Source organism: Micromonospora sp. USAFONa4 (assembly GCF_057197825.1).
The window spans coordinates 1,129,674-1,144,962 of record NZ_CM170072.1 but is presented as its reverse complement, the minus strand read 5'-3'; the positions used below and the strand labels follow the sequence as shown (position 1 = coordinate 1,144,962).

Below are 15,289 nucleotides of genomic sequence, written 5' to 3'. Positions count from 1 at the left end.
GTGTCCGGCTGCGCCGGACCCCGCCCCTGCCACGCCCGACAACACCCCCTGAGGAGAGCCCGTGCGCCTGTCTGACCTGCGCGGACGTACCGTCGCCGTCTGGGGGGCCGGCCGGGAGGGCCGGGCCGCGGTGACCGCGATCGCCGCGCACGGCCCGGCCGACCTGGTCGCCGTCGACGACAGCGCCAACTTCCTCAGCCTGCCCTGGGAGGGGCCGCTCGCCGAGGCCGCGCCGCTGGTCACCGGCGAGGAGGGCTTCGCCCGGCTGGCCGCCGCCGACGTGGTGGTCCGCTCGCCCGGCGTGCCGCAGACCCACCCGTGGCTGGTGGAGCTGCGCCGGCGCGGGGCGACCGTCACGCAGGGCACCGCCCTGTGGATGGCCGACCACGCCGCCCGTACGGTCGGCGTCACCGGCAGCAAGGGCAAGAGCACCACGTCCAGCCTGATCAGCCACCTGCTCGCCGCCGTGGACCGGCCGAACGTGTTCGGCGGCAACATCGGCGTGCCGACGCTGGACCTGCCGGAGGCGGAGCTGTACGTGCTGGAACTGTCCAGCTACCAGTGCAGCGACCTGACCGACTCGCCCCGGGTGGCGGTCGTCACCTCCCTCTTCCCCGAGCACCTCGACGCGCACGGCGGCGAGCGCGAGTACTACCGGGACAAGCTCAACCTGCTGGCGCACGGGCCGCGGACCGTGGTGGTCAACGGCGCCGACCCGAGGCTCGCCCTGGAACTGGGCGACCGCGCGGCGGTGCGCGCCGGCCTGCCGGACACCGCCCACGTGGCCGGCGGCGCCGACGGCACGCCCTGGTTCCACCTCGGCGACCGGCCGCTCTTCCCGCGCGCGGTGCTGCCGCTGGTCGGCCGGCACAACGAGGGCAACCTCTGCGTCGCCCTCGCCGTGCTCGACGCGCTCGGCATCGACGTGGTGGACCGCCGGGACACCCTGGCCGTGGCGGTCGCCGAGTTCCAGGGGCTGGCCCACCGCCTCACCGAGATCGCCGACCCGTCCGGCCTGACCTTCGTCGACGACACCCTCGCCACCAGCCCGTACGCGGCCATGCACGCCATCGACGCGTACGAGGGGCGGCCGTTGACGGTGATCGTCGGCGGCACCGACCGGGGCCTGGACTACACGCCGCTGCGCGAGCACCTCGCGGAACGCGAGCTGACCGTGCTCGGCATCCCGGACAGCGGCCCCCGCATCGTCGAGGCGCTCGCCGGCCTGCCGAAGGTGCGTACCGAGGTGGTCGACGACCTGGTCGACGCCGTCCGGTTGGCCCGCGAGGTGACCCCGGCCGACGGGGTGGTGCTGCTCTCCCCGGCGGCGCCGAGCTACGGGCGGTTCCGCAACTTCGAGCACCGCTCCGAGGTCTTCGCCCAGGCGGTACGCGACACCGCCGGCTGACTCAGCCGCGGTCGGCGGGCGTCGGGCGCGTCGTGCCCAGGCCCGGCAGCAGTTCGTCGTCGTCCGGGTCCCCGGTCTGCGTGGCCGGTCCTCCGGTCTGCGGGGCCGGCGCTCCGGGCGCCCCGGTGGCGCCGGCCGGTGGGCGCCGCTTGTCGGGCGTCCAGGCGAAGGCGAGTGCCCCGCCGACGAGGGCCAGCAGCATCCCGACCAGGAAGCCGCCCAGGTTCGAGGTCAGCCAGGAGACCAGCCCGAGCAGCAGGGAGAGCACGGCGTAGAAGACCCGTTGCTGCGGAGTGGCGACCAGCAGCACCCCGCAGAGCACCAGGACGGCCGGCACCAGGTAGGCGGCCAGCCCCTGCGGCCCGACGTGCAGCAGCACCCCGAGCGGCGCGCGCAGGGTCACGAGCATCTCCGTGCCGCCGAGCGCGATCAGCACCCCGGCGGTGAACGGGCGGCCCCGCCGCCAGCGGCGCCAGCGCCCGCCGGGTCGGCGGGCGGCTGGCACCGGGTGGTGTCCTGCGGCGCTCACGTCAGCATCCGTCGGAGGTGAACGCCATGCGCAGGTCGGGCAGGTTGAAGACGGCGGCCGTGGTGGCGTAGTTGTTCTGCCGCAGGTTGGTGATGGTCACCGTGTCCGACTGCTGGGCGAAGACGCCGGGGTTGCCCTTGACCCCGGGCACCTGGTCGAGGGTGCTGGCGTCCTGCCCGACGTTGATGTTCTTGAACGAGGCGTTGCCGGCGACCTCGTCGCCGTCGACGACCAGGGTGCGGGCGGTGACCGGTGTGCCGGCGCCGCCGGCGGTGATCTTCAGGTAGACGCCGCCCAGGTTGATGCTCTGGCAGAGGTTCGTCAGCTCGGCCTTGTCGATTGCCGACACCATCACCAGGACCTGCCCGCCGGTGTCGCCCTGGTTGGGGCTGTCCGGAATCATCTGGTCGATGGTGGCGAACTGCTCGAACCCCGTGCCGGTGAGCTTGTCGGCGGTGACGGTGAACGGCATGCCGGAGATGGCGAACTGCGCGCCCAGTACGCCCTGGGCGGTCAGCACGACCATGCCGGCGGCACCCGCCACGACGGTGCCCAGCGTGGCGGCGAACCGGCGCCAGCGCACGCCGCTGCGCGGCGGATCGGGTTCGATCGGTGCGAGCTGCTCCGACATGGTGGGCTCCCTTTCGAAGATCAATTGATCGGCGACAATGGGAAATCGGCTCAAGGGTCTGCGCAGGCTGAAGTTACCGCCGAGTAAATGCCGGGTCAACGGCCGGTGGGGGCTGGTTGAGGCGGTATTTGCCAAATGCGGCCAAAGTGAAAAACCGCTGCGGTTTTCGACCGCGCGGCATCGGCTGCCCGGCCGGGAGGCCGGTCGCCGTCAGGGCAGGGTGGCCGCCTCGCCGGCCGGCGCGCACGGCGCGGTCGTGCCCGGGCCGTCGGCCGCGCGTGCCAGCCGCGTCGCCCGGGTCGCGTCGTCGGTGCCGAGGAAGGGCGCGGTGGCCGCGTAGGTGAGCACCGGCAGCAGTTGGGGCAGCTCCGTCGCCCGGCCCTGGGCCACCCGGCTGCGTACGGTGGCGTGGATCCCGCCGACCACTGTGGACACCAGCGCGTCCCGGTCCACGTCCACCGTCGGGCCGGGGCCGGCGTCGGCGAAGAACCGGCGGAAGCTGCCGAGCAGGGCGTCGCGCTCCCGGCGGGCGTCCGGGCCGGCCGCGTCCACCTCGACGAGCGCCATCCGGGCGAAAGCCGGCACGCTCGCCAGCACCTCCAGCAGGGTGCGCAGGGCGGCGCGGGCGGCGTCCGACCATGCCGGCCCGGCCTCCCGGTAGGCGCTCTCCATGAGCTGCGACAGCACGGCGACGCCGTGCCGGTACGCGGCGAGGAAGGCGTCCTCCTTGCCGCTGAAGAGGGCGTAGAAGGCCGGTCGGGTCACCCCGGCGGCGTGGCAGATGTCGGTGACCCGGGCGTTGTCGTAGCCCTTCGTCGCCACCTCCCGCACGAGCCCGTCGAAGAGGCGGTCGCGCTGGGTCGCGGCCACCGCCTCGGCGGAGAGCCGGCGCGGGCCACGTTTGATCGCGCGATCGGGGTCGCGACCCGGGCGTGCGCCCGGCAGGGGCGCCGGATGCGGGCGGCGCTGCGTGGTCAACGTGCCTGCCTCTCCATTCATTGACTTTACGACCCTCCGGGGTTTATAACTTGCTGCACGCTCAGTTGGGATCCCGTCACCATGGGTGATCTTCCGGATGGTCACCCGTTGACTCATCGAAGGAGGGCTCGATGGGTGCCATTATCGCGGAACAGGAGCGCCCTCCCAAGGCCGGAAAGACGCAGGTGACGCCGCTGCGCCGCGGCGCGCCACGCCGGCCTGCCCGCTGACGTCGCCGCACCACCACCGCCACCGCCGCCCGGCCCCGACGGCCGCCCGGCAACCCCCACAGCCGTCCATGACGCGACGGCCCCGGTCGCCACGTGGGCGCCCCCCGCCCACGCGAGTCGACCTCCCCCGTCCCCCGAAAGGAAGAACCATGCTCAGGTACGGACGAATCGGCGTGGGTCTCACCACCCTCGCGCTGCTGACCGGCCTCGCCGCCGCCCCGGGCTCCGCCGCCGCTCCGCGCTCCGCCACCCCGGCACCGTTCGCCAACAACGTGCTGACCTACCCGGCGCCGGGCGGCACCGCTGTCGCCGTCAACGACGTGATCCGGGCCAGCCTCAGGACCGGCACCAACGCCACCTTCTACTCCTCCGCCTCGGGCACCACCGGCGTGAAGTGCGCCGCGTCCAGCTTCAGCGCCAAGGTGCTGAGCAACCCGGCGGCCCCGGGCACCGCCACCGAGAGCCTGACCGCCCAGTCCTTCACCAACTGCACCACAAACGTCATCGGCACCACCGGGGTGCAGAGCGTGACCGTGCAGAACCTGCCGTACGCCACCTCGGTCACCAGCGCCGGCGTGGTCAAGATCAGCGGCACGGCGACGGCGCCGATCCAGAGCACCGTCGTGCTGAACTCGCTGCTCGGCGCGATCACCTGCGTTTACCGGACCGGCACCAACAGCCTGACCGGCACGGCGACCAACGCCAACAACTCGATCACCTTCACCAACCAGACGCTGACGAAGTTCTCCGGCCCCAGCCTCTGCTTCGGCACGGCGTACTTCTCCGCGGCGTACTCGCCCGTGCAGGACGCCAGCAAGGGCAACGCCCCCGTCTACGTCAACTGATCGCGGTCCACGGGGCCGGCGCGCGGCGATCCGTCGTGCGTCGGCCCCCGGCCGTGCGCCGGTCAGCCGTCGCCCAGCGCCGTGTGCAGGGCCCGCACGGACCGGATGGCCGAGCGGATCTCCTGGAGGTAGCGCCCCGGGGTGAGCGCCGGTTCGGGCAGCCCGGCCAGGTCGGGCAGGGCCGGGTCGACGCCGACGGTCTCGATCGCGCAGCCGTACGGCACGGCGAGGGTGCGCAGCGCGTCGCAGTGCTGGAACGGCACGTAGATCGGGGCGGTCACCATCAGCACCGCGTCGCCCGCGCGCAGGCGGACGTGCTCGGCCCAGAACCGCTGGGTGTCGGCGGTGTGCGCGCGGCGCCGCGCGGGATCGCCGGACGGGGCGGCCAGTACGCGCACCGGCGGGCCACCCGCGGGCCGGTACGTACGCGACGACCAGGAGCGGTGCGGGTGGTCGGCGTCGTGGCCGTCCTCCTCGGCCGGGACGGCCACCGCGAACTCCCGCCGCACCGCCGCGTCCAGCGCCGCCACCTCGGTGTCGCAGGGCGGGACGCCAGCCACCTCCAGGGCCCGGCACTCCGCGTCCGACAGCGGGCGGAAGCTGCCCAGCACCGCCACCTCGCCGCCGACCCGGGTGCCGCCGCGCAGCAGGTGCGCCGCGTACGCGACCCGGCGCTGGCAGGCGTGCGCCAACCCGCCGAGCACGACCAGGTGGGCGTACCGCGAGCGGGCCGGCGCCGCCGGACGCACCATGCCGAGCGCGGCGGCGGTGGCGAGCACCAGCCGCGCGGTGGCCGCGTCGACGGCCGGTTCCCGGGCGTCCGGCCGCTCCCGGCCACCCCGGAAGTCCCAGTGCCGGGCGGAGAAGTCGTCGAGGCCGGCCAGCACGCCCGCCACGTCCCCGTCCGGCCACGTGCCGCCGAAGTGCCCGACGAGGTCGCGCAGCGGCCCCGAGCCCACCCAGGCCCGTACGCCGGCGCCGATCGCCTCGACGCTCGTGCCCGCCGCGCCGGTCGGCAGCGCCGACGCCCCACGCGGCGCCTCCTCACCGGTCCGCACCGCCGGATCGTACCGGCGGCCGGGTGCCCGGGCGGCGCACGACCGGGCCGGCGACGAACGATCGGGCCGGGCCGGGCGACGGCGCGGGGCGGCCCCGGTGCGCGCTCCACCCACCGACCCTTGTCCCCGCCGCCGGCTGGTGGCAGCGTGCGGTTACCGCGAACGCCGCTGAGAGGGTGCGACGATGACCACCGACGATCTGCTGGCCCGGCACCGGGCCGTGCTCCCGTCCTGGATGCCGCTCTACTACGACGAGCCGATCGAGCTGGTCTCCGGCTCCGGCCGCCGGGTCACCGACGCCCGGGGCCGCACCTACCTCGACTTCTTCGGCGGCGTGCTGACAAACATGATCGGCTACGACGTCCCGGAGATCCGGGAGGCCGTCGAGCGGCAGCTGCGCACCGGCATCGTGCACAGCTCCACCCTCTACCTGATCCGGCAGCAGGTCGAGCTGGCCGAGAAGGTCGCCCGGCTCTCCGGCATCCCCGACGCGCGGGTCTTCTTCACCAACTCGGGCACCGAGGCGAACGAGGCGGCGCTGCTGGTCGCCACCAACCACCGCCGCTCGCACCAGATCCTCGCCGTGCGCAACAGCTACCACGGCCGGTCGTACGCGGCGATGGGCGTGACCGGCAACCGGGGCTGGTCGGCCAGCGCGCTCAACCCGCTCCAGGTGGCCTGGTTGCACTCCGGCGAGCGGCTGCGCGGCCTGCTGGCCCGGCTGGGCGAGGCCGAGCGGATCGAGGCGGCCGTGGAGGACCTGCACGAGGTGCTCGCCACCCAGACCGCCGGCGACGTGGCCTGCCTGATCGCCGAGCCGATCCAGGGCGTGGGCGGCTTCGTGCACCCGCCGGACGGGCTCTTCGCGGCCTGGAAGAAGGTCCTCGACTCCCACGGCATCCTGTTCGTCTGCGACGAGGTGCAGACGGGCTGGGGGCGCACCGGGGAGCACTTCTGGGGCTACCAGGCGCACGGCGTGACCCCGGACCTGCTCACCTTCGCCAAGGGCATCGGCAACGGCTTCGCCCTGGCCGGCGTGGTCGGCCGCGCGGAGGTGCTGGAGTCGGTGCCGGGCATCAGCTTCTCCACCTTCGGCGGCAACCCGGTCTCGACCGCCGCCGGCAACGCCGTGCTCGACTACCTGCTCGACCACGACCTCCAGGCCAACGCGGCCCGCACCGGCGCGATCCTCGCCGACGGCCTGCGCGCCGCCGTGAGCGGTCTCGACGGCGTCGCGGAGGTACGCGGCAAGGGGCTGATGCTCGGCGTCGAGTTCGTCCGGCCGGGCACCGCCGAGCCGGACCCGGCGCTCACCGGCCGGGTCTTCGAGGCGTGCCGGGCCGGCGGGCTGCTGACCGGCAAGGGCGGCCTGTACGGCAACGTGCTGCGGATGGGCCCGCCGCTGACGCTGACCGAGGACGAGGCCCGCGAGGGCCTGGCCATCCTGGTCGACGCGATCCGCTCCTGCGTGGCGGCGGAGGTGGCGGCGTGAGCGCGGCGGAGCACGGCGTCATCGGCCACTTCGTCGACGGCAAGCCGTTCAGCGGCTCGTCCGGCCGGCACGGGGACGTCTTCGACCCGGCGACCGGTCGGCGTACGGCCCGGGTGGAGCTGGCCTCGGCGGCGGACGTCGCGGTCGCGGTGGAGGCCGCCGGGCGCGCGGCCCGGTCCTGGCGGGACGCGTCCCTGGCAAGGCGGACGGCGGTGCTGTTCGCCTTGCGGGAGCTGGTGCACGCGCGGCGGGACCGGCTCGCCGAGGTGATCACCGCCGAGCACGGCAAGGTGCTCGCCGACGCCGCCGGCGAGGTGCAGCGCGGCCTGGAGATCATCGAGTACGCCTGCGGCATCCCCTCGGCGCTGCGCGGCGGGTTCAGCGAGAACGTCTCCACCGAGGTCGACTCGTACAGCCTGCGGCAGCCGCTCGGCGTCGTCGCGGTGATCTCCCCGTTCAACTTCCCGGCGATGGTGCCGCTGTGGTTCCTGCCGATCGCGGTGGCCTGCGGCAACGCGGTGGTGCTCAAGCCGAGCGAGAAGGACCCGGGCGCGGCGCTGCTGCTGGCGGAGTGGTTCGCCGAGGCGGGCCTGCCCGACGGGGTGCTCAACGTCGTCAACGGCGACGCCGAGGCCGTGGACGCGCTGCTGGACCACCCGGGCGTGAAGGCGGTGTCGTTCGTCGGCTCCACCCCGGTCGCCCGGCACGTCCACCAGCGCGGCACCGCCGCCGGCAAGCGGGTGCAGGCGTTGGGCGGGGCGAAGAACCACATGGTGGTGCTCCCCGACGCCGACCTGGACCTGGCCGCCGACGCGGCGGTCAACGCGGGGTTCGGCTCGGCGGGGGAGCGGTGTATGGCGATCTCGGCCCTGGTCGCCGTGGAGCCGGTCGCCGACGCCCTGGTCGCCCGGATTGCCGAGCGGATGGGCCGGCTGCGCACCGGCGACGGCCGGCGCGGCTGCGACATGGGCCCGCTGGTCACCGCCGCGCACGCCGCCCGGGTGCGCGCGTACGTCGAGGCGGGGGTGGCCGCCGGCGCGGTGCCGGTGGTGGACGGCCGGAACGTCGAGCCGGACGGGGACCCGAACGGGTTCTGGCTGGGCCCGACGCTGTTCGACCGCGTCACTCCCGACATGTCGATCTACACCGACGAGATCTTCGGCCCGGTGCTCGGCGTGCTGCGGGTCGGCTCGTACGACGAGGCGGTGGAGCTGGTCAACGCCAACCCGTACGGCAACGGCACGGCGATCTTCACCAACGACGGCGGCGCGGCCCGGCGCTACCAGCACGAGGTGGAGGTGGGCATGGTCGGCGTCAACGTGCCGATCCCGGTGCCGATGGCGTACTACTCCTTCGGCGGCTGGAAGGCTTCGCTCTTCGGCGACCTGCACGCGCACGGCGAGGACGGGGTGCGCTTCTTCACCCGGGGCAAGGTGGTCACCAGCCGCTGGTTGGACCCCCGGCACGGCGGGGTCAACCTCGGCTTCCCCACCCAGACCTGAGCAGGCGCAGGGTGCCGGCCCCGGCCAGGTACGCCACCAGCGCCGCCGCCGGCAGCCCCAGCGGCTCGGGCGCCGCTCTCGGCGTCTGGGCGTTGACCACCAGGGCGTACACCACGGCGGCGAAACCGGCGGCGGTGAGCGCGCTGCGCACGGTGGCGCGCCACCCGCCGCCGGCCGGCGCGCGGCCCGACGCGGCCCCGTCGCCGGCCGGCCGACCCTGCCCGGCGCGGCCGGTGCGGGCCTCGACGGGGCCGAAGATGGCGACCAGGGCGGCCAGCACCACGGCCAGCATCAGCACCCACGGCACCCGCCAGGCCAGCCAGGCCGCCGACCCCGCGGGCGGGGTCGGCAGCCTCCCGGCCGCGTCCAGCGCGCCGACCAGCAGGATGGCCGCGGTGAGGTGCCAGAGGAAGACGGTGAGCACGACGGCGTTCACCGCGATCACCGCCTGCCACGGGCGGGGGCGGCGCAGCCAGCGCTCCGCCGGGTCGCGCAGCAGCAGGATCAGCCCGAACTGGGCGGCGGTCAGCGTCAGCAGGGCCAGGCTGGGCGGGGCGGCGTTGTCCAGCCGCTCGCCCGGGACGTTGAGCATGCTCACCGGGTACGGTCCGACGGTGGTCAGTAGCACCGTCGCGGCCAGGCCGCCCAGCAGCGCCGCCGCGCCCGCGCGCCGCGACAGCGGCAGCCGGCGTCGGCGTGGCCGGTCGCGCGCGGACGCGGGGCGCGGCGGGCGCCCGCCCGCCGCGTCCGGGTGGGCGTCGTGACGGTCGGCGTCGGCGTCGCGCCAGGCGATGCCGAGCTGGTGCACGGCCAGCCAGCCGAGGACGTAGTTCGGCAGCGCCAGCTCCGCCGGGCCCAGCGCCCGCCCCACGTCGCCGGCGAGGACCAGCGCGGCCAGCGCCGCCGGCACGAACAGGCCGAAGCGCCGGTGCAGGGCGAGCATCGCCGGGGTCAGCGGCACCACGATCAGGTAGGCGGCGAGGAACCAGAGCGGGATCGTGGCGAACCAGGCGACGGTACGCACCAGCGTCGCCCCGACGCCGACGAGCGACGCGAGCGCGGCGCCGCCGGCGATCACCAGCAGCAGCGCGGTCGTCGGGCGCAGCAGCCGGGCGCCCCGGTCCAGCAGCCACGCGGTGGCGTCGACGCCGGCGGCCCGGCGGGCGGCCAGCGAGGCGGCGTTGGCGTACCCGCCGACCAGGAAGAAGACCGGCATGACCTGGGCGATCCAGGTGAGCGGGTACGCCCACGGCAGGTCGGGCAGCGCCGAGCGCCCCGTCGGCCGGCCGGCGGCGTCCTCGCCGATCGTGGCGACCGCCCAGTGGCCGAGAACGACCATGCCGATCGCGAGCGCCCGGAGCAGGTCGACGTAACGTTGTCGACCAGCGGGGGTGCGCGCGGCGAATTGCCGCAGGCGGCGCATGGCCCCGAGGGTACGTCAGGCGTGGACTGGCCGCTGCTGATAACGGTTCGGTCCCCGGGGGTTGAAGTCCGCGCCCTCCTGCCGTAGAAATTCTTCAGCAACATATTGCGAACTGAAGACAAATTCCCCCTGCGCCTCGTGCGGCGGTCGTCATCCCCCATCCGGCGACCGCCCGGACCGATCCGAGGAGAGACCATGAACAGGCGTGACATCCTGCGGCGCACCGCCGCCGCCAGCCTCCTGGCCACCCCCGCCGCCGGCCTGCTGACCGGCTGCGCCACGGGTGGTGGCGGCGACGACAAGGGCGACGCCGGCACCTACAAGGGCACCAAGAGCGAGCAGAACCCGCTCGGTGTCAACGAGGACGCGCCCCTCGAGGTGGTGATCTTCAACGGCGGCTTCGGCGAGGAGTACGCGAAGGCCCACGAGGCCATGTACACCGAGAAGTACCCGAAGGCGAAGATCAACCACTCGGCGACGCAGGAGATCGCGAAGACCCTCCAGCCGCGCTTCGTCGACGGCACCCCGCCGGACGTGGTCAACAACTCCGGCAAGGACCAGATCGACTTCAACAGCCTGGTCTCCCAGAACGCCATCGCCGACCTGGGTGAGCTGCTCGCCGCCCCGAGCCTCGACGTCCCCGGCAAGACGGTCAAGGACACGCTGCTGCCGGGCGCCGTCGAGGTCGGCTCGTACGACGGCAAGTTCATGGTGCTGAACTACACCTACACCGCCTACGGCATCTGGCACTCCACGAAGCTCTTCGCCGACCGGGGCTGGCAGTATGCCAAGACCTGGGACGAGCACATCGCGCTGTGCAAGAAGATCAAGGCGGCCGGCATCGCTCCGTGGACGTACGCGGGCAAGCACCCCCGCTACATGAGCTGGCCGGTGATCGCCACGGCCATCAAGTTCGGCGGGCCGTCCGTCGCCACGGCGATCGACAACCTGGAGCCCAACGCGTGGAAGTCCGACGCGATGAAGGCCGCTGCGGACGCGTGGCACCAGATCGTCAAGGACGGCTACATCCTTGCCGGTTCGCCGGGCCTCGACCACGTGCAGTCGCAGACCGCGTGGTGCCAGGGCAAGGCCGCCTTCATCTCCTGCGGCTCCTGGCTGGAGAGCGAGCAGAAGAAGGTCACGCCCGAGGGCTTCAACATGACGATCCAGCCGACGCCCAGCCTGGGCAGCGGTGACAAGCTGCCGTTCGAGGCGATCCGCGGCACCGCCGGAGAGCCGTTCATGCTCCCGGCCAAGGCGAAGAACCTCGCCGGCGGCCTGGAGTACTTCCGGATCATGCTCTCGAAGAAGGGCGCCCAGGACTTCACCAAGAAGGTCTCCAGCCTGACCGTGGTGGCCGGGTCGACCGAGGGCGTCGAGCTGCCGTTCGGCCTCAGCACCGTGAGCAAGGCGCTGGAGGCGTCCGGCAGCAACGGCTTCAACTGGGTCTACAACAACTTCTACCGGAAGCTGGAGCGCGAGCTCGTCGACGCCGCGTGTGGCGAGTTCTTCAGCGGTCGGATCGGCCCGGCCGAGTTCCTCGACATGTGCCAGAAGGGCGCCGACTCGATCGCCCAGGACAGCTCGGTCAAGAAGTACAAGCGGGCCGCATGACATCCGGCCGGTGGGGACGGGTCAGGACCGCCCCCACCGGCCCACCGCTGTGGGAGTAGGTCCTTCTCGTGAAACATGGCAAGTACCCGCTGATCGTCACGTTCCTGGTGCCGCCGCTGCTGCTCTACGGCATCTTCGTGCTCTCGCCGTACCTGCAGGCCTTCCAGATCTCGACCACCGACTGGCTCGGCTACTCGCCGGAGGCCAACTCCGTCGGCCTGGCCAACTTCGAGAGGCTGCTGGACGACGGGCGGGTGTGGAGTGCCCTCAAGAACAACGCGTGGCTGCTCCTGGTGGTGCCGGTGGTGACCATCGTGCTCGGCCTCTTCTTCGCCACGATGCTCAGCATGGGTGGTCGCAAGGGCCGGGCGGGGGTGACCGGCGTACGCGGCACGTCGGTGTACCGGATGGTCTACTTCTTCCCGCAGGTGCTCTCCGTGGTGATCATCGCCCTGCTGTGGAAAGAGGTCTACCACCCCAACAGCGGCCTGCTCAATGGTGCCCTCGGCGCCGTCGGGCTGCCCACGCCGGCCTGGCTCGGTGATCCCCGGTTCGCGTTCTGGTGCGCGATGGCGGTGATGATCTGGAGCAACGTCGGCTTCTACGTGGTGCTCTTCGGCGCGGCGATGTCGGCGATTCCGCGCGACATCTACGAGGCGGTGATGCTCGACGGGGCGTCGCGGTGGACCACCCTGCGCAAGATCACCATTCCGCTGCTCTGGGACACCGTGCAGGTTGCCTGGATCTACCTCGCGATCGCGGCCCTGGACGGGTTCATCCTGATCCAGCAGATGACCAACGGCGGCCCCAACTTCTCCTCCGACGTCATCGGCCTGCGGATGTACGAAACCGCGTTCGGTAGCGAGAGCAAGTTCGGTTATGCCTCGGCGATCGGCGTGGTGCTCCTGTTCCTGACCCTCTCGGTGGCGGTGCTGGCGCTGCGGGCCGCCCGGCGTGATCGGATCGAGTACTCGTGACAACTCTCGACAGGACCGCGTCCGACGGCACGGCCGTGGCGGACCGGCCGGCGCCGCAGGACCGCAAGCTCCGCCGCGATCTCGGCGTCGCCAACATCTTCTCGCACTGGTTCCTGCTGCTCTGGGGCGCGGTGACCGCGCTGCCGCTGCTCTGGATGTTCCTCAGCTCGTTCAAGAGCGACGGGGAGATCCTCTCCGACCCGTGGGGGCTGCCCGGCGCGCTGCGGTTCGAGAACTGGGCGCGGGCCTGGACCGAGGCGCACATCGGCCAGTACTTCCTGAACAGCGCGATCGTGGTGACCGGATCGCTCACCCTGACCATGCTGATGGGCGCCACCGCGGCGTACGTCTTCGCCCGCTACGAGTTCCGGGGCCGGCAGTTCCTCTACTACCTGTTCGTCGGCGGGATGATGTTCCCCGTCTTCCTGGCTCTCGTGCCGCTGTTCTTCGTGGTGCGCAACGCCGGTCTCTTCGGCACCTGGACCGGGCTGGTGCTGGTGTACGCGGCCTACTCGTTGCCGTTCACCGTCTTCTTCCTCACCGCCTTCTTCCGGACCCTGCCGACCGCGGTCGCGGAGGCGGCGCTCATGGACGGGTGCGGTCACTTCCGGCTCTTCTTCCGGGTGATGTTGCCGATGGCCCGACCGGGACTGATCAGCATCGCGATCTTCAACTTCCTCAGCCACTGGAACCAGTTCATCCTGCCCCAGGTGCTGATGCAGGGCGACGATTCCAAGTGGGTGCTCGCGCAGGGGCTCGCCGCACTGGCGGTCAGCCAGGGCTACGAGGGTGATTACAGCGGTCTATTCGCGGGCCTGACCATCGCCACGCTGCCGGTGCTGATCGTGTACGTCATCTTCCAGCGGCAGATCCAGTCGGGCCTGACCGCCGGCCAGCTCAAGTGATCCCCGCCTGATCGTGTGGCCCGCCGGTCTCGGCCAGCCCGTCGAGACCGATCCTGATCGCTGCCTCCCGCCGGGCTGACGGACCCGCCGGCCCGGTGAAGCGGTGCCGCCGGTGGTGTTCGACGGACGCTGTCGAGCTGCCCCATCTGTCGGACCGCACCCACCGGCCCGGCGTCCGTCCGCCGTCCTGGCCGAGCTTCGGTCCGCGTGTTCCACCCGGCGTCCCACGCCCGAGCGTCGGCTCCCGAGCAGCACGTCAGCGACGCCGGTCCGGGCGTGCGATCCGGGGGTGTACGACCGGAGGCATGCGGCATGGAGCTTCTGCGCGAATGCCCATGCTCCGACGCCGGTCCCATGGACGGGGCAGCTCGACAGCGCCCGGCAGCCGAAGCCGGGAGGCGGAAGCTATCCGTGTCGACTGTCCGGTTTGCGCTCTATGCCCACGGCTCCGGCGTAAGGCCGGTCGTGTCCCGGCGGCGCATGGGCAGGCCGGGTTGCGGCAACCTGAGCGTCACGGGGTGACGCAGACGCGACGCAGGCTCCCCGGGGGGCGTTGGCCGCACCGCACCGCGGCCGGCCCGGCCCGGCAGGCTGGCGCGCTGGACCCGCTCGGCATGTCCCGCAGTCGCCGCAGGACGCGCCCGGCGCGCACGGGCCCGGCGCCGGTCGCCCGGTTCAGCAGGGCGGGGGGACCAGCAGCGCGTGCAGGGCGATCGGGTCGGTCACCTCGGGCAGGTCGAGCGCGGCGAGCCACGCCGCGGCGGCCGCGCCGTCGCCGGCCGAGTGCAGCGGCGCGGCCGGCCACCGCCGCCCGACCTGGGCCCGCGCCGCCGAGGCGAGCGGGGTGTCGCCGGTCAGCAGGCCGCCGCCGAGCACGATCGGGGAGGTGTCACCGGCCGGGCGGATCCGCGCGGCGCTCTCCGCCAGGTGCGCGGCGGCCTCGTCGATGAGGCCACGGGCGACCGGCTCGCCGTCGACGGCGGCGGCGACCACGAGGGGCGCGAGCCGGGCCAGCTCCACGGGGGGCCGCCGGGTCACCGCCTGGACCAGGGCGTCGACGGTGTCCCGAGGGCGGGCCGTCACCTCGGCGGAGCCGAGCAGTTCGATGAGCACCCCGGTCGCCAGCCGGCCCGGCGCGTGCCCCCGGTCGAGGTCGGCCAGCAGCCGGCGGACCGCCTCCCGGCCCAGCCAGAAACCCGAGCCCGCGTCGCCGAGCAGCCAGCCGTGACCGTCGGCGACCCGGTCCAGCCGCAGCTCCCGGACCCCGGCGGCGATCGCCCCGGTGCCGGCGATCAGCACCGTGCCGTCGGGGCTCGCGGTGCCCGAGGCGTACGCGACCAGCGCGTCGCCGTACACGGCGTACGGGCAGCGTAGGCCGGCGTCGTGCCAGGCCCGGTCGAAGGCTTCGCGGCCCGCCGGATCGGCGAGCAGCCGGCCCGCCCCGGCCAGCCCGATCGTGCCGCCCCGCACCCGGGCGGGATCGACGCCGGCGAGCGCCTGCCGCAGGGCGGCCAGGAGTTCGCCCGCCGCCCGTTCGGCACCGTGGCTGGTGGGGTTTCCGCCGCCCGCCCGGCCGCTGCCCAGCCGCCGCCCGTCGAGGGTCAGGGCGGTCGCCCGCGTGGACGTACCCCCGACGTCGAGACCGACCACGACGCTGTCGGACATCCGCACCCACCTCTCGATCGACGCCGCGTTCA

At 73.3% G+C, this 15,289-nt stretch carries 13 protein-coding genes; 7 read left to right on the top strand and 6 right to left on the bottom strand.

The genetic code is table 11. The features are described from left to right. The first annotated feature begins 61 nt into the window (after positions 1–61). The gene (gene murD / locus AC0OO9_RS04425) at positions 62–1,408 is read left to right on the top strand and encodes a UDP-N-acetylmuramoyl-L-alanine--D-glutamate ligase (RefSeq protein ID WP_484515797.1); all 1,347 of its coding nucleotides are present in this window, start codon (positions 62–64) and stop codon (positions 1,406–1,408) included. 1 nt (position 1,409) lies between these two features. Here the strand turns inward: murD and AC0OO9_RS04420 are convergent, their stop codons facing one another. The 3 genes from AC0OO9_RS04420 to AC0OO9_RS04410 all read right to left on the bottom strand — a co-directional run bounded on the left by AC0OO9_RS04420 (position 1,410) and on the right by AC0OO9_RS04410 (position 3,546). Continuing rightward, the gene (locus AC0OO9_RS04420) at positions 1,410–1,937 is read right to left on the bottom strand and encodes a DUF6114 domain-containing protein (protein WP_484515796.1); all 528 of its coding nucleotides are present in this window, start codon (positions 1,935–1,937) and stop codon (positions 1,410–1,412) included. A 1-nt stretch (position 1,938) separates the two neighbouring features. Then, positions 1,939–2,568 carry a DUF6230 family protein gene (locus AC0OO9_RS04415; protein ID WP_484515794.1) on the bottom strand — a complete coding sequence of 210 codons (630 nt, stop codon included), beginning with the start codon at positions 2,566–2,568 and terminating at the stop codon, positions 1,939–1,941. Between the two features lie 210 nt (positions 2,569–2,778). Beyond that, positions 2,779–3,546, bottom strand: coding sequence for a TetR/AcrR family transcriptional regulator (locus tag AC0OO9_RS04410; RefSeq protein ID WP_484515793.1), 768 nt, complete (start codon positions 3,544–3,546; stop codon positions 2,779–2,781). A 379-nt stretch (positions 3,547–3,925) separates the two neighbouring features. Here AC0OO9_RS04410 and AC0OO9_RS04405 point away from each other — a divergent pair, with 379 nt between their 5' ends. Further along, positions 3,926–4,621: a Tat pathway signal sequence domain protein gene (locus tag AC0OO9_RS04405; RefSeq protein ID WP_484515791.1), complete on the top strand. Its 696-nt coding sequence runs from the start codon at positions 3,926–3,928 to the stop codon at positions 4,619–4,621. A gap of 62 nt (positions 4,622–4,683) precedes the next feature. Here AC0OO9_RS04405 and AC0OO9_RS04400 read toward each other — a convergent pair whose 3' ends face one another. Beyond that, positions 4,684–5,679, bottom strand: coding sequence for a hypothetical protein (locus tag AC0OO9_RS04400; RefSeq protein ID WP_484515789.1), 996 nt, complete (start codon positions 5,677–5,679; stop codon positions 4,684–4,686). 184 nt (positions 5,680–5,863) lie between these two features. Between AC0OO9_RS04400 and AC0OO9_RS04395 the strand changes: the two genes are divergently transcribed. Then, positions 5,864–7,171, top strand: coding sequence for an aspartate aminotransferase family protein (locus AC0OO9_RS04395; RefSeq protein ID WP_484515787.1), 1,308 nt, complete (start codon positions 5,864–5,866; stop codon positions 7,169–7,171). Continuing rightward, positions 7,168–8,673, top strand: coding sequence for a CoA-acylating methylmalonate-semialdehyde dehydrogenase (locus AC0OO9_RS04390; protein ID WP_484515785.1), 1,506 nt, complete (start codon positions 7,168–7,170; stop codon positions 8,671–8,673). The genes AC0OO9_RS04395 and AC0OO9_RS04390 overlap by 4 nt, the downstream gene beginning before the upstream one ends. On the opposite strand, the gene AC0OO9_RS04385 is transcribed toward AC0OO9_RS04390, so the two are convergent. Then, entirely contained in the window at positions 8,645–10,096 is a 1,452-nt protein-coding gene (locus AC0OO9_RS04385; protein ID WP_484515783.1) for an acyltransferase family protein, read from the bottom strand. The two genes, AC0OO9_RS04390 and AC0OO9_RS04385, sit on opposite strands and share 29 nt — an antisense overlap. Positions 10,097–10,291: 195 nt before the next feature. Between AC0OO9_RS04385 and ngcE the strand changes: the two genes are divergently transcribed. The 3 genes from ngcE to AC0OO9_RS04370 all read left to right on the top strand — a co-directional run bounded on the left by ngcE (position 10,292) and on the right by AC0OO9_RS04370 (position 13,592). Then, positions 10,292–11,710, top strand: a complete 1,419-nt coding sequence (gene ngcE / locus AC0OO9_RS04380) for an N-acetylglucosamine/diacetylchitobiose ABC transporter substrate-binding protein (RefSeq protein WP_484515781.1) — start codon at positions 10,292–10,294, stop codon at positions 11,708–11,710. A 68-nt stretch (positions 11,711–11,778) separates the two neighbouring features. Beyond that, positions 11,779–12,687 (top strand): carbohydrate ABC transporter permease, encoded by a 909-nt coding sequence (locus AC0OO9_RS04375; protein WP_421451583.1) that lies wholly within the window; start codon positions 11,779–11,781, stop codon positions 12,685–12,687. Beyond that, positions 12,684–13,592 (top strand): carbohydrate ABC transporter permease, encoded by a 909-nt coding sequence (locus tag AC0OO9_RS04370; RefSeq protein ID WP_421451581.1) that lies wholly within the window; start codon positions 12,684–12,686, stop codon positions 13,590–13,592. The genes AC0OO9_RS04375 and AC0OO9_RS04370 overlap by 4 nt, the downstream gene beginning before the upstream one ends. Positions 13,593–14,267: 675 nt before the next feature. Here the strand turns inward: AC0OO9_RS04370 and AC0OO9_RS04365 are convergent. Beyond that, positions 14,268–15,257, bottom strand: a complete 990-nt coding sequence (locus AC0OO9_RS04365) for an N-acetylglucosamine kinase (protein WP_484515779.1) — start codon at positions 15,255–15,257, stop codon at positions 14,268–14,270. Positions 15,258–15,289: the final 32 nt, after the last annotated feature.